General features: G+C 59.3%; 13 protein-coding genes. 4 read left to right on the plus strand and 9 right to left on the minus strand.

Features of this window, described 5'->3' with window-relative positions; all coding sequences use genetic code 11:
• The first annotated feature begins 50 nt into the window (after positions 1-50).
• Together prs and dauA are read left to right on the plus strand one after the other, a co-directional pair.
• Positions 51-998 (plus strand): ribose-phosphate diphosphokinase, encoded by a 948-nt coding sequence (prs, locus tag ABLU95_RS00705; protein ID WP_002910407.1) that lies wholly within the window; start codon positions 51-53, stop codon positions 996-998.
• A gap of 250 nt (positions 999-1,248) precedes the next feature.
• Complete coding sequence (gene dauA / locus ABLU95_RS00710) at positions 1,249-2,928, plus strand: C4-dicarboxylic acid transporter DauA (RefSeq protein WP_064733271.1); 1,680 nt, start codon at positions 1,249-1,251, stop codon at positions 2,926-2,928.
• Here dauA and ABLU95_RS00715 read toward each other — a convergent pair whose 3' ends face one another.
• Together ABLU95_RS00715 and ychH are read right to left on the minus strand one after the other, a co-directional pair.
• Positions 2,929-3,975, minus strand: a complete 1,047-nt coding sequence (locus ABLU95_RS00715) for a MerR family transcriptional regulator (RefSeq protein ID WP_065881258.1) — start codon at positions 3,973-3,975, stop codon at positions 2,929-2,931.
• 222 nt (positions 3,976-4,197) lie between these two features.
• Positions 4,198-4,473, minus strand: a complete 276-nt coding sequence (ychH, locus tag ABLU95_RS00720) for a stress-induced protein YchH (RefSeq protein WP_002910437.1) — start codon at positions 4,471-4,473, stop codon at positions 4,198-4,200.
• A 272-nt stretch (positions 4,474-4,745) separates the two neighbouring features.
• On the opposite strand from ychH, the gene pth reads away from it, so the two are divergent.
• Together pth and ychF are read left to right on the plus strand one after the other, a co-directional pair.
• Positions 4,746-5,330 (plus strand): aminoacyl-tRNA hydrolase, encoded by a 585-nt coding sequence (gene pth, locus ABLU95_RS00725; RefSeq protein ID WP_004180389.1) that lies wholly within the window; start codon positions 4,746-4,748, stop codon positions 5,328-5,330.
• Between the two features lie 117 nt (positions 5,331-5,447).
• Positions 5,448-6,539, plus strand: coding sequence for a redox-regulated ATPase YchF (gene ychF, locus ABLU95_RS00730; protein WP_002910443.1), 1,092 nt, complete (start codon positions 5,448-5,450; stop codon positions 6,537-6,539).
• Between the two features lie 87 nt (positions 6,540-6,626).
• Here the strand turns inward: ychF and ABLU95_RS00735 are convergent, their stop codons facing one another.
• The 7 genes from ABLU95_RS00735 to tssF form a co-directional block, all read right to left on the minus strand.
• A complete protein-coding gene (locus ABLU95_RS00735) occupies positions 6,627-6,956 on the minus strand; it encodes a DUF1869 domain-containing protein (protein ID WP_241516486.1) in 330 nt (109 codons plus the stop codon).
• An 83-nt stretch (positions 6,957-7,039) separates the two neighbouring features.
• Positions 7,040-7,954 carry a sugar ABC transporter substrate-binding protein gene (locus ABLU95_RS00740; RefSeq protein WP_085550978.1) on the minus strand — a complete coding sequence of 305 codons (915 nt, stop codon included), beginning with the start codon at positions 7,952-7,954 and terminating at the stop codon, positions 7,040-7,042.
• Between the two features lie 131 nt (positions 7,955-8,085).
• Positions 8,086-9,501 (minus strand): VasL domain-containing protein, encoded by a 1,416-nt coding sequence (locus tag ABLU95_RS00745; protein ID WP_241516487.1) that lies wholly within the window; start codon positions 9,499-9,501, stop codon positions 8,086-8,088.
• Between the two features lie 19 nt (positions 9,502-9,520).
• Positions 9,521-9,964, minus strand: coding sequence for a type VI secretion system baseplate subunit TssE (gene tssE / locus ABLU95_RS00750; RefSeq protein ID WP_048297773.1), 444 nt, complete (start codon positions 9,962-9,964; stop codon positions 9,521-9,523).
• A 1-nt stretch (position 9,965) separates the two neighbouring features.
• Positions 9,966-10,502, minus strand: coding sequence for a type VI secretion system lipoprotein TssJ (gene tssJ / locus ABLU95_RS00755; RefSeq protein ID WP_192870649.1), 537 nt, complete (start codon positions 10,500-10,502; stop codon positions 9,966-9,968).
• On the minus strand, positions 10,483-11,499 hold the full coding sequence (gene tssG, locus ABLU95_RS00760; protein WP_168381036.1) for a type VI secretion system baseplate subunit TssG: 1,017 nt from the start codon (positions 11,497-11,499) through the stop codon (positions 10,483-10,485). Before tssG ends, tssJ begins: the two co-directional genes overlap by 20 nt.
• A 29-nt stretch (positions 11,500-11,528) precedes the next feature.
• Positions 11,529-13,292: a type VI secretion system baseplate subunit TssF gene (gene tssF, locus ABLU95_RS00765; protein ID WP_241516488.1), complete on the minus strand. Its 1,764-nt coding sequence runs from the start codon at positions 13,290-13,292 to the stop codon at positions 11,529-11,531.
• Between the last annotated feature and the right edge of the window lie 79 nt (positions 13,293-13,371).

Raw genomic sequence — 13,371 nt, forward strand, 5'->3', positions numbered from 1 at the left:
CATTATTGGCCCATTCATCCACCACTGGACGCATGCCTGAGGTTCTTCTCGTGCCTGATATGAAGCTTTTTGCTGGTAACGCCACCCCGGAACTAGCACAACGTATTGCCAACCGCCTGTACACTTCTCTTGGCGACGCCGCTGTAGGTCGTTTTAGCGACGGCGAAGTCAGCGTACAAATCAATGAAAACGTACGCGGTGGTGATATTTTCATCATCCAGTCCACTTGTGCTCCCACCAATGACAACCTGATGGAACTGGTTGTTATGGTTGATGCTCTGCGTCGTGCTTCGGCAGGTCGTATCACCGCCGTTATCCCTTACTTCGGTTATGCTCGTCAGGACCGTCGTGTTCGTTCTGCTCGTGTGCCAATCACCGCGAAAGTGGTGGCAGATTTCCTGTCCAGCGTCGGCGTTGACCGCGTACTGACCGTTGACCTGCACGCAGAACAGATCCAGGGCTTCTTCGATGTGCCAGTTGATAACGTGTTCGGCAGCCCAATCCTGCTGGAAGATATGCTGCAGCTGAACCTGGACAACCCGATCGTGGTTTCTCCGGACATCGGCGGCGTGGTTCGTGCTCGCGCTATCGCTAAATTGCTGAACGATACCGATATGGCTATCATCGACAAGCGCCGTCCGCGCGCCAACGTCTCCCAGGTGATGCATATCATCGGCGACGTCGCGGGTCGTGACTGCGTGATGGTCGACGATATGATCGACACCGGCGGCACCCTGTGTAAAGCGGCAGAAGCGCTGAAAGAGCGCGGCGCGAAACGCGTATTCGCTTACGCGACGCACCCGATCTTCTCCGGCAACGCTATCCAGAACATTAAAAACTCTGTGATCGATGAATTTGTCGTCTGCGATACCATTCCGCTGGCACCAGAAATTAAAGCGCTGGATAAAGTGCGTACTCTGACGCTCTCCGGTATGCTGGCTGAAGCTATTCGCCGTATCAGCAATGAAGAATCAATCTCTGCTATGTTCGAACATTAATCGAGCCGAGCACAAAAACCCGCTGCGGCGGGTTTTTTTGTCTCTGAATTTTTAATTCTTCCACAAAATCATTCGGCATGCGTCAAGGCGGCAAGTGAATGAATCCCCGGGAGCGTACAGGCAGTACGTGACCAGGGTAAATGAACGCAGCCAATACAGAGGCATCCCGAAGGATGATGTGGCAATGACCGATGCCTCCTTCACCTGCCATTCAGTTGACAGATGATGCGCTCATGGATGAAACATTATTGTGAACAGATTATTTTCCTCACATGTGATGCCTTTCCGCGCCCTCATCGACGCTTGCTGGAAAGAAAAGTACACCACTGCCCGCTTTACCCGCGACCTGATCGCCGGGATCACCGTCGGGATCATTGCGATTCCGCTGGCGATGGCGCTGGCGATTGGCAGCGGTGTGCCGCCGCAGTACGGCCTCTATACCTCAGCGGTGGCAGGGATTGTGATCGCCTTAACCGGCGGGTCGCGCTTTAGCGTTTCCGGACCGACCGCCGCCTTTGTGGTGATCCTCTATCCGGTTTCCCAGCAGTTCGGCCTGGCGGGGCTGCTGGTGGCGACGCTGATGTCGGGGATCTTTTTAATGCTTTTCGGCCTGGCGCGCTTTGGCCGCCTGATCGAATATATCCCGCTGTCGGTCACCCTCGGCTTCACCTCCGGGATCGGTATCACCATCGGTACCATGCAGATTAAAGATTTCCTCGGCCTGCAGATGCCCCATGTGCCGGAGCATTATCTGCAGAAAGTGGCGGCGCTGGCGATGGCCCTGCCGACCATTAACGTCGGGGACGCCGCCATCGGCGTCGTCACCCTCGGCACCCTGATCCTTTGGCCGCGACTGGGTATCCGTCTGCCGGGCCACCTCCCGGCGCTGCTGGCCGGCTGTGGGGTGATGCTGGTCGTCAACTTGCTCGGCGGCGATGTGGCGACGATCGGCTCGCAGTTCCACTATCAGCTGGCGGACGGCACTCAGGGCAACGGCATTCCGCAGCTGCTGCCGCAGCTGGTACTGCCCTGGGATATGCCGGGTTCCAACTTTACCCTGAGCTGGGCTTCGCTGCAGGCGCTGCTGCCCGCGGCTTTCTCCATGGCGATGCTGGGCGCTATTGAATCTCTGCTGTGCGCGGTGGTGCTCGACGGCATGACCGGTACCAAACATAAAGCCAACAGCGAGCTGATTGGCCAGGGGCTGGGCAACATCGTTGCGCCGTTCTTCGGCGGGATCACCGCCACCGCGGCGATTGCCCGCTCGGCGGCGAACGTCCGCGCCGGCGCCACATCGCCGGTCGCCGCCGTGATCCACGCCCTGCTGGTGATCATGGCGCTGCTGATCCTCGCCCCGCTGCTCTCCTGGCTGCCGCTGTCGGCGATGGCCGCCCTGCTGCTGATGGTGGCATGGAACATGAGCGAGGCGCATAAAGTCATCAATCTGCTGCGCCACGCGCCGAAGGACGACATTGTGGTGATGCTGATGTGCATGTCGCTGACGGTGCTGTTTGATATGGTGATCGCCATCAGCGTCGGGATCGTGCTGGCTTCGCTGTTATTTATGCGCCGTATCGCGCGCATGACCCATCTGGCGCCGGTCAACGTCGAAGTGCCAGACGACGTGCTGGTGCTGCGGGTGATCGGTCCGCTGTTCTTTGCCGCCGCCGAAGGTCTATTCAACGACCTGGAGACCCGGATCGCCGGCAAGCGCATCGTGGTGCTGAAGTGGGACGCGGTGCCGGTTCTCGACGCCGGCGGTCTGGATGCCTTCCAGCGCTTTGTGAACAAGCTGCCGGAAGGCTGTGAATTGCGCGTATCTAACCTCGAATTTCAGCCGCTACGCACGTTAGCGCGCGCCGGCGTCAAGCCGCTGCCCGGACGCCTGAGCTTCTACCCCGATCGTCAGGCCGCGCTGGCTGACCTGTGATCACCCGGCGGCAGGCCCCTGCGCCTGCCGCATCAAGGCTCCGGTCGCCTGCTGCAGCCAGCGCAGCACCGCCGGCGTCATCCAGGTGCCCTTCATCAAATGCGGCTCCTGCTCCATTGCCTGACGAAACTTCTGCAACGTCTGCGGCCGGGTGCCGGCGTAGGACTGAAACAGCTCAAGCCACGCCCGGGCCAGCGCCTGACCCGACGCCGAATCCGGCGCTACGCCCTCACGGCACGCCTGATGCAGCTTCGCCACCAGCGCTGGCCACTCCTGTAGCCGGTCGAAGTAGTGCCGGCGGGTGAACGCCATCTCCTCGTCGTCGAGATACCGCGCCCAGATGGCCAGTTTGCTTTCGGCAAAGGCTTCGGTGATAAAGGCAATGATGGCCGGGGTGACGCCGGTCTGTTCAACCATTTGCGGCTCGGCGGCATGCATCTCGTTCAGGCGGGTCAGAAACTCCGGGCGCCCGGCCGTATCCTGCTCCAGGCGCTCCATCCAGCGCGTCGCCAGACTCATCGCCTGCGGACTGTCCGTCGGGCAGCCGCTCGCCATCAGCGTCTGCACCTCCTCTGTTAGCTCGCGCCACGCCTGCGCGCGCTGTTCATCCTGTGCCGCAAACGGCAGCACGGCTAACTCCTGTTGACTAAACCAACGATCGTACATTTTCATTAACTCCAGCGTCTGTAGCCAGGACTCCAGATCGGGTTCATTGCCGCTCGCCAGCGCCTCGCGCAGCGCCAACAGCCGGTCGCGCAGCCTGCCGACATCGCGCAGTTGGTCATTAAGCGTCTCTATCTGCTGCGTCAGCAGTTCGGGCAGCGACAGCGTTCGCCGATCGAGATAGTCCTTAATGGTGGCGAGCGTCAGCCCGGTCTGCGCCAGCGCCTTGATCATATGCAGGCGCTGAACCGCGGACAGGTTATAGAGCCGATAGCCCGCCTCGCTTCTGGCCGAAGGCGTTAACAGCCCCGTCTGTTCATAATGATGCAGCGTACGCACCGTCAGCCCGGCGCGCTTCGCCAGCTCTCCCACCTGAATTAACATGACTGCTCCTCTCTGTGGCCAGGTCCGCTACTCTGCTGCCTGACGTAACGTCAGGGTCAAGCGAAAAACGCGCTTGATATTCACTTTTGGCGGCAACCATAGCATCACGAAGCTCAGGTCGGAACGGGGGTCGTCATATGGCGGGAACAAGAAGAAGAGATAACGAGAGGCACAGTAAAACGCATCGGCCTTCAGGGACCGATGCGGGGGATCATGCTACGGTTAGCTGTGGCGATGCTGATTACGACGGCAGCGTTTATCGTAGTGGCGCACCCACCAGTAGCGGTCGCTGACCTGCTCGTGGCCGCCAATACGGGCACCGGCCAGCCAGAGCACCGCACCAACGAAGATGCTTAAGATTGCGCCATGCGCAAAGAATTGTGGCAGGTTAAGCTGCGGAAGCTGGTTCAGAATGGAGTAACCCACCCCCACAACCATCACCACCAACCCTAACCCCATGAGTACGTTACCGAGTAACGAAGCGTTTTTGCGTTTCATGTGTCACCTCCGGACTTTGGGTTGCCAGGGAATGTCCCCAAATCTTATAGGTATAGTATAGACAAGGTCTCTTCTGTGGAGTGCGCCCACGATCACATTAGTGAACAGCAAATAGACAAAAATTTACAAATAAGCCTATGAACAATATCAAATTCTAATGGTTTAGAGAGTAAATCATCAATGCTGGTATTGTCTCGAGGCCAGAACTTTGTCAAGCGCGCCCGCAGACAGTACACTACGCGGCAGAGAATGCCCCATGCAGGAAAGAAAACGTGACCATTAAACTGATTGTCGGCCTGGCCAACCCCGGTGCGGAATATGCCGCCACCCGGCACAACGCTGGCGCCTGGTATGTGGATTTACTGGCGGATCGCCATCGCGCGCCGCTGCGCGAAGAGAGCAAATTCTTCGGCTATACCTCGCGCATCAACCTGGCGGGCGAGGATGTTCGCCTGCTGGTGCCCACCACCTTTATGAACCTTAGCGGTAAAGCCGTGGCCGCGATGGCGACCTTTTATCGCATCAACCCGGACGAAATTCTGGTTGCCCATGATGAGCTGGATTTGCCGCCGGGCGTGGCGAAATTTAAACTTGGCGGCGGCCATGGCGGCCACAACGGTCTGAAAGACATCATCAGCAAGCTCGGCAATAACCCGAACTTTCACCGCTTACGCGTCGGGATCGGCCATCCGGGCGACAAAAACAAGGTTGTCGGCTTTGTCCTCGGCAAACCACCGGCCAGCGAGCAGAAACTGATTGATGATGCCGTCGACGAAGCGGCGCGCTGTACGGAAATCTGGTTAAAGGATGGTCTCACTAAAGCGACCAACCGTTTACACGCCTTTAAGGCGCAATAAGCCGTTGTCGTGCGGCATTTTTGCCGCGCACCGTGTATAATAGGCAAAGCTATTCAATTTTCTGCAATCTGTTCCTGATAACAGATTGATTATCCAAAGATTAAGGTGATTTAAATCATGGGATTCAAATGCGGTATCGTCGGTTTGCCCAACGTCGGCAAATCCACCCTGTTCAATGCGCTCACCAAAGCGGGTATTGAAGCGGCCAACTTCCCCTTCTGTACCATTGAGCCGAACACCGGTGTCGTACCGATGCCCGATCCGCGTCTGGACAAGCTGGCTGAAATCGTCAAACCGCAGCGTATCCTGCCGACCACCATGGAGTTCGTTGATATCGCGGGCCTGGTGAAAGGCGCGTCCAAAGGCGAAGGTCTCGGCAACCAGTTCCTGACCAACATCCGCGAAACTGAAGCTATCGGCCATGTGGTTCGCTGCTTTGAAAACGACAATATCATTCACGTGGCAGGTAAAGTGAACCCGGCGGAAGATATCGACGTTATCAACACCGAGCTGGCGCTGTCTGACCTTGATACCTGCGAGCGCGCGATTCACCGCGTCTCCAAAAAAGCCAAAGGCGGCGATAAAGACGCGAAAGTTGAGCTGGCCGCGCTGGAGAAATGCCTGCCGCAGCTGGAAAACGCCGGTATGCTGCGCGCGCTGGATCTGACCAAAGAAGAGAAAGAGGCCATCCGCTATCTGAGCTTCCTGACCCTCAAGCCAACCATGTACATCGCGAACGTCAACGAAGACGGTTTCGAGAACAACCCATACCTCGATCAGGTTCGCGCTATCGCCGAGCAGGAAGGGTCTGTAGTGGTGCCGGTGTGCGCCGCGGTTGAAGCGGACATCGCCGAACTGGACGATGAAGAGCGTGATGAGTTTATGGCTGAGCTGGGTCTCGAAGAACCGGGCCTGAACCGCGTGATCCGCGCTGGCTACGCCCTGCTGAACCTGCAGACCTACTTCACCGCAGGGGTGAAAGAAGTTCGCGCATGGACCATCCCGGTCGGGGCGACCGCGCCGCAGGCAGCCGGTAAGATCCACACCGACTTCGAAAAAGGCTTTATCCGCGCGCAGACCATCGCTTATGAAGACTTTATCGCCTACAAAGGCGAACAGGGCGCGAAAGAAGCCGGTAAAATGCGCGCTGAAGGTAAAGACTACATCGTGAAAGATGGCGATGTGATGAACTTCCTGTTCAATGTCTAATCCCGCTGGCTGGCGTTTCTGCCGCCATCGAGTAATAAAAAATCCACGCTCCGGCGTGGATTTTTTTCGTGTGCGCAAGGCGGCGCGCTACTCCACGATATGGGTCTCTTCTGCCGCCTCGTAGCCATCAACGATCTGCACAATCTTTTTTAACTCGTCCTCAATAAAAGCCGGGCTGGCGCTTTCTCCTGAGGCCGGGTGATGAAGCTCCACCGAGATGCCGCTGGCGGCATTGGTCAGCGACAGGCTGATCTCCTGCGGATCCGCCGCAGACGAGGGTCGCCCGATATGCTGCGCGATGGTCGCCGCCGCCACGCGCGTATCAACTTCCGCGAGATGCCCCCACCTCATTTCAACATACCCCTGCTGCCCTGCCTTTATCACCTGCAGCGTGTAGCCGCTTTTTGCCGTTGCCATCTCTTTTCCTCCGGTTTCGTTGCCCGGGCGTCATATTCTCAGCCCGGTTTTATCAGCAAAGTTCGAACATTTCTGCCTTGCCGTTAATGACTCTTTTCCACATAGGTCTGCATGTTTTCTTTGGTCACTAACTCAAACGGGATCCAGACATGGGACTCGACTTTTTCTCCTTTAATCAGCTTCAACGCCACCGCTAAGGCCGTTTTGCCCTGACCAACGGCATCCTGGAAAACCGTTACCTGGATCTTATCGCTGGCCAACGCTTTCAGCCCATCCGGCGTGGCGTCGATGCCGCCGATCAGCAGCTTCTTCTGGCTCTTCTCCAGCGCCATCGCCGCGCCAATCGCCATCTCGTCGTTGTTCGCCGCCACAATATCAATCGCTTCCCCGTTGCCTGTCCAGTTCTGCATCAGATCCATTCCCTCGCTGCGGGAATAGTTGGCCGGCTGTTTCTGCACCACTTTCATCGCCGGATATTTGGCCACCACCTGCTCTACGTCCCTGGTGCGCTGCAGCGCGCCGGCATCGGTGAGATTACCAATCATGATGGCGACGTTGCCTTTGTAGTTCGCCAGCTTCGCCAGCGCTTCCATCTGCAATGTGCCGGACTCCCGCTCGTCCGAACCGACAAACACCACGCCAGGCGGTAACGTTTTATCCCCCGGCGTCCGGTTCACATACACCAGCGGCATCCTGGCCTGCTGCGCCATCTTCGTCAGCTGCGGGGTGCTGGCGGAGTCCACGGGGTCAACGATGATCGCGTCCACGCCGGAGGCAATGAAGCTCTGCACCTGATCGGCCTGGCGTCCGGTGTCGCCGCGGGCGTCTTCGAACTGCACCTCGACCTGGCGGGCTTGAGCTTCTTTCTCAATGGACTGACGAATAATGGTGAGAAAGTTTTGATCGAAGTAAGCCATCGAGACGCCGATCTTTTCCGCCAATGCCGAAGCGGAACTGGCCAGAAGGCCAACTAACAGGATGATTTTACAGTGCTTCATAGCATGCCCTCAGGGTTTGAAATAAAATTTTCAATATAAACATAAACGGTATATTTAAATCATTTTCAGACTACGAAGGACGAAGAGTTGTTGCAATCATGATGTAAAGAAAATGTTGCCATGCGCACACTTTATTTCACCGCCTCACTCACCGAGGGCCCACCGGTTGCGGGTCGCGCAGCGGGCGGTGGCGCCGGCTGTTTTCGCTTCAGCAGGGCATACTCCACGATCAGCTGTTGCAGATGCAGTTCGGCGAGACTGCCGCGGGCGGCTGGCCAGGGTTGACCTGCGGGGAGCGCGGCCAGCTCGCGCAGCTGCTCTTCCAGCGGAACGGCGCGGTTAAGCGACTGCATAATGGCAAACACCGCCGTTTTCAGTTCGCTCACCGTCAGGTACTTCCCCTTCTGCTCGTCGAGGGCATTGAGCTGACCGGCGAGCCGTTGCAGCTGACGCATGCCCTCCGCCCAGCCGGTGAGGTTTTCCGCGGGCAATGCCGCAGCGCTTAGCTGCCGCTGCCACTGCTGCGCCAGGGGCTTTGCCTGTTCCGGCCAGCGGCTCAGGGCAAGCTGGACCAGCCGGTCGCCGTAGCTTATCGCCCAGTCCGGCGCCAGGCGGGCGAGATCGTCAAGCTGGCGCTGCGCCTGGCGCAGATCGACCGGCGCGTGGGGAGATGCCCCCGGGAGGTCCGCTAGCGGCCCGGCCTGTTGCGTCATCACAGTTGGCGGCAAATCGGTCTGGCGCAGCGCCAGCCATCCACCGACGGCGATGCCCGACACCGCCAGCATGGTGACCATTCCGGCGATAAATGGCTTCCAGCGCGCCGCGGCGACCGGAGTCGATGCCATCCCTGGCGCGGGCCGCTTTGCTGGTGAAGACGGAGCCAGCGGCTCAGCCTCTGGTCTACGTTGTCGTTCTGGCGCTGGCTCAGCCTTCGCAGCATCCTCTTCGCTGACCAGAGCGTCGGGAAGTGCCGCCTCAGACATCACCACCGGCGGCGCGACGGGAGGCGCTGGCGCAGGGTCGAGGTTCTCGAAGCGGGTTGCCGTGCTGCGCAGCAGCGCCCGCAGGTCACTCAGCGGGTTTTCAGGCGCGATCTCAAGGCGCTGGAGCACCGCGTCGAAGGTTTGCAGCGAACACTCAGCCTGGCTAAGCGACGCAAGATCGTCCGGGGTGAGGTTCAGGGTGCGGATCACCTGCCGCAGCCGCTTGCTCAGGGTGCGGAAAATCTCGGTGCGGGCCGGGAGCGTCTGCGGCCACAGGTTTTTACCCTGGTGGGCCAGCAGCGTTTCCAGCAGCGATAGCCCCTCGTTGATCCCTGCCAGGCCGTCCAGCCTGGCGCGGGCCAGCGTATACCAGGCGACAGTCTGCAGATCCGCGCCGTGATGCTCCAGCAGCGCACGGGCAAGCTGCTCGGCATACGGCCAGTTAATATCCGGCCGCGCCGGGTGGCTGAGCTTGTTCATTTCCGCACGCAGGGCAATAAAATCAGCCAGCGTGCGTGGGTCGCCACCGATTTTATAGCGGCGGTCTTTATGTGTTGTCATCATGATGTCTTTCAGCGAGAGATTAGAGGGCGGAGCGGGCGTCAAGGTACTGCTGACGTTTAAGGTGGCGGATCAACACCCTGCCTTCAGGCATAAACTCTGTACCGTAACGTACCAGACCGATATCCTTCAGCTCAGCATCAATGGCATAGCGCAGTTCGCCGGGCGCATCCTGATCGAGCATCACCACCGCGATCCGCTGCAGGCGCGGTTCGTATTTCAGCAACACCGCCGACAGCGTGCTCATCAGCTGATGCGCCGACGCCGGCATGCCCTGGAGGATAGCGGTCATATCCGGCAGGCCGTAGTCCGGCAAATGCGCCAGCGTTCCGGCCCGACAGTTGAGGATGCGCTGCATGTTATCGAGCACCGACAGGATGACCTGATCCGTTTCGCTGACGTTGTTCAGGTCCAGCCCGCCGGCGAAATTGCCGTAGAGGATGTCGTACAGGGAGGGACGAGGCATTTCACTTCTCCTTAAGCGGGTGCAGCGTCAGTTGATTTTGGCTGGCTTCGATAATGCGCGGCCTCGCCGGGTCGAGATCGTCCCGGGTGAGCACCAGCCGCCAGCTATTTAGCGTCAGGTCTGGATCGATAAACATGGCCGCCACAGCGACAAACTGCGCGCTGGTTTCCATGGGCATATCAACGGTCACCGATTCGCCCGGACGCAGGCGAATATCTTTTTCCGCCACCCGGTCCGCCTGCAGCGCCTGGCCATCGCCGGTAAACAGCGACGGGTAGTCAGTATTGTCAAACGCCTGCCGGTCCTTCAGCTGGTAAATACGCACCACCGTCGCCAGGGAGGCGCCTTTGGCGTTGTTATTCACGCCTTCCCGGGCGCGAAGATCCAGATGAAGCGTTTTCACCTGGGGGTAAAAAATGGACTGGGTCACGGAAACGGCGCCGTCTTTCACGGTCTGCGTCAGGCCGCAGCCGGTTAAGAGGGTGACCATGAAGAATGCCAGTAACGTGGCAGAGGGTTTAACTGCGGTAATCGCCATCTTCATCGCTCTCCCTGCGGTGGAGGTTTTCCCGGACGCGCTGATAGCGCCCCAGATAAATCGTGATCCTGTCGTCAGCCTGCTTCTGCGCATCCAGCGGTTGCAGCACAGCCGTTCTCCCGAGCTGGACGGCATGCGCCTGCTGGCAGCAAAGTTGCGCATCCGGCAGTAAATGGCGGGCGACGCAAAGCTGCAGCCGCACGTCGAGATGAGATCCGAGCCAGACGTGCAGGAGCGCCATCAGGTCGCTGAACAGTTCGCCGCCGGGCAGCCAGCCGCGGACCTCATCAGGCTTTTCCGTCGCCAGCTGCAGCAACACCTGACCGTTCACATCCGTAGCGTGAGTTCCCATCACTGGCCTGTGTTGCAGGCTAACCGGCTGGCGGACGCTCATCGCTAACGGCTGCGACAAGGGGATCCGGCAGGGATCGTGGTGGTACACCGTCGCCCGGGTCCCCGGAGCCAGGAGCGCCACCAGCGCCTCCATGCCTTCCCCGGATCTCCCCGGCAACATCATCCCCGGCAGCAGCGCCAGAAATCGCGACAGCGGCGCTGCGGCGACAGCGGCACATCCCGGTATGCCCAGCCCCGCCAGGCCCAGCAGATACTGCGAGGTGTTGTCCGTGCCACCCGCCCGAAAGGTTGCCGGGTAGGAATATTTGCGCCAGATACGGTAATACTGGGCGATTAGTCGATGGTTGAAGATATCGAGAAAATCCTCGGTCGCCTCGACGCCTTCACGGCGTTGCGCAATGTCATCGCTATAGTGTGTCGGTAGCGGGGATTCCACGCCGTAGAGACCCATAAAAGCAACGCGCACCGCCGGCGGCCGGGGCGGGTCAGGATCGTCCATTCCACGGATTTCGCCGGCCGGGAAGCCCATCCCCGGATGCGGGCGAAAGCGTATGGGTTCATCACCCACCAGCCAGCCGCTGCCGATGATCGGCGCCTTCGGATGGTTCTCCTCCAGCAACTGGCAGAAGCGGTAAAAATTCATGTACGGCAACTGAGGCCGGAGCTGCGCCATCAGCCGGGCAGGCGCAGACTGTGATTCTCTTTCCACCGGATACATTTTCCTTCAGGTTGAACAATGAGCGTTAGCTGGTTGAACTGATTCATATCGGCATACAGCGCGAAAAAGCGGTTGAGCATGTCGCCAAACAGATGGACATCCCCCATGCCGGTAAATCCACTGCCGTCGAGCGTCACTTCGATATCCAGCCCGCGCAGCAGGAATCCCTGTTCGAAACGCTGAATTCGGTGATGGCTGACCGCCAGAATAGCGTCCAGACGACGGTTATTGAGCTCATCCTCCCGCCAGTTGTAGAGCGACAGCGTACCGCGCAGTACCTCGGCGCTGCTCATCATGTTGAGAAAACGGGTGCCCAGATGGCTCATGACCCGCCAGTGGTAGCGGTCTTCCGCCGGGGGATATGCCGGCAGCGTGGGTTTACAGAGATTACGGACGGTAAGCGGCGTGGCTGATATCGACTCACAGCGATCCAGCAGCGTGCTCTGTAGCGCCCGGCGCGGCAGCTGGCCGTTAGTGCCGGTGATGCGCAAGGAGACCGTTTCCCGCGCCAGCGCCCGGTCAGCCTCCCATTGCTGTCCGCCGAGGATAAGCCAGGTATCGTGCATGCCGGTGACGCCCCGTTTGACGCGGGTGTGGTAGTAGCGTTCCGGCGCATGGCGACGCATCATCCCGCCCTGGTGACGAAAGCTGGTGAAAGGCACATAGCGTGCCTCCCCGGTGCGCCCAGAGCCGGTCACGCTGTCGACAGAATAGATTTCAGTATGCCCGTCCTGCAGGCGCTTCGGACGCAGGAGGTATTCGCTCTCCAGCCCGCTGATGGTCAACGGATCGGCCTCGAGGGTAAACAGGTTAATCACCGGCACACAGTGCAGGCGCAGGCTGCTTGCGCTGACGGGCAAATCGCTTTGCCAGACCTCGCTGAACACCACCTCAAGCGTGAAATGCGCTATCCCCGCCGGTAGCGTCATGTTTTCCAGACCATTTAGCTGCACGAACATAAATTTTTCGCGAAAGGTGAAGTACTCGAGCAGCAACTGATAGCCGCTGAAAGCGCTCTCCCCCTTCGGCCATAAACGATCCTCCTCGCTAAATCCCCCCGGCGAAAAATAGCCGTCCAGACTTACCCGCTCCGCCTGCCCTGGCAGGCGCAGGTACAGCGCGGCGTGGCGTCGGGTCAGCCAAAGATGAAGAGCGCTGCCGGTAACGGCGTCTTCCCCCAGGTACAGCGGCAGGCGGCGGAGATCGGTCTGCGACCAGTCTGCCAGCTCGCTACAGGCGAATCGTAGCCGCAGGGCCGAACGTCCGTCCGGCTCTGCCATCATCACCGCCTCCTCTATCGCCAGCGGGTTAAGCGTCAGATCGCGGGTGGTTCGGTACCGGCACACGGTATTTTTCGGCCCCAGTGGGCGGGAGCTTATTTCAAACCCGGCGGGCACCGTTTCCACCATCTTCATCGCCGGCAGCGTTGGGGTCAGCGCCACGATCGATAACGACGGAATGGTGCGCAAATAGTGCGGCCACAGCATGCTGACCAGCCCCTCGGTCAGCTCCGGCAGATCATCATCAATTTTTTCGCGCAAGCGACCTACGGAAAAGGCAAAGCCTTCAAACAGGCGCTCAACGTAAGGGTCCGGCGTACCGGCTTTATCGAGATCCAGCATCGCCGCCCGGTCGGGGTGAGCCTGCGCGAACGCTTTTGCCGCCTCACGCAGGTAGCGCATTTCAGCGTCAAAATATCGCAGGGTTAAATCGTCCATTATGACTATTCCATTATTCGTCTTCAGGGAGACACGCAGCATGGCTGCGCGGGCAGATTCGTTTACCGCCGGGGGCCAT

Source organism: Klebsiella sp. GG_Kp146 (assembly GCF_040061975.1).
In the GTDB taxonomy this organism is placed as follows: domain Bacteria; phylum Pseudomonadota; class Gammaproteobacteria; order Enterobacterales; family Enterobacteriaceae; genus Klebsiella; species Klebsiella quasipneumoniae.